The 258-nt window shown below is 65.9% G+C and carries 1 protein-coding gene; it reads right to left on the bottom strand.

The features are described from left to right. On the bottom strand, nt 1-258 hold a 258-nt coding region (locus FQ668_RS27765), incomplete at both ends, for a zinc-binding dehydrogenase (protein ID WP_144180815.1).

Here is a 258-nt window from a genome sequence, read left to right as displayed (position 1 = left end):
CGACCAGGTAGGGCACGAGGTCGCCCTCGACTTCCTTCGGGTTCACGAAATGCGTCATGCCGAATTTTTCGGCGAGCGCCTTGCGACCCGGATTGATGTCGACGCCGATGATCTTGTCGGCACCGGCCAGGCGCGCACCCTGGATCACGTTCAGCCCGATGCCGCCGAGGCCGAACACCACCACGTTGGCGCCCGGCTCGACCTTGGCCGTGTTGATCACCGCGCCGATGCCGGTCGTGACCCCGCAGCCGATGTAGC

Origin of the sequence: Pseudomonas sp. Kh14 (assembly GCF_900291005.1) — a bacterium.
In the GTDB taxonomy this organism is placed as follows: domain Bacteria; phylum Pseudomonadota; class Gammaproteobacteria; order Pseudomonadales; family Pseudomonadaceae; genus Aquipseudomonas; species Aquipseudomonas alloputida.
Note: the sequence above shows the minus strand (reverse complement) of the source record. Positions and strands in the feature narration are given on the sequence as shown.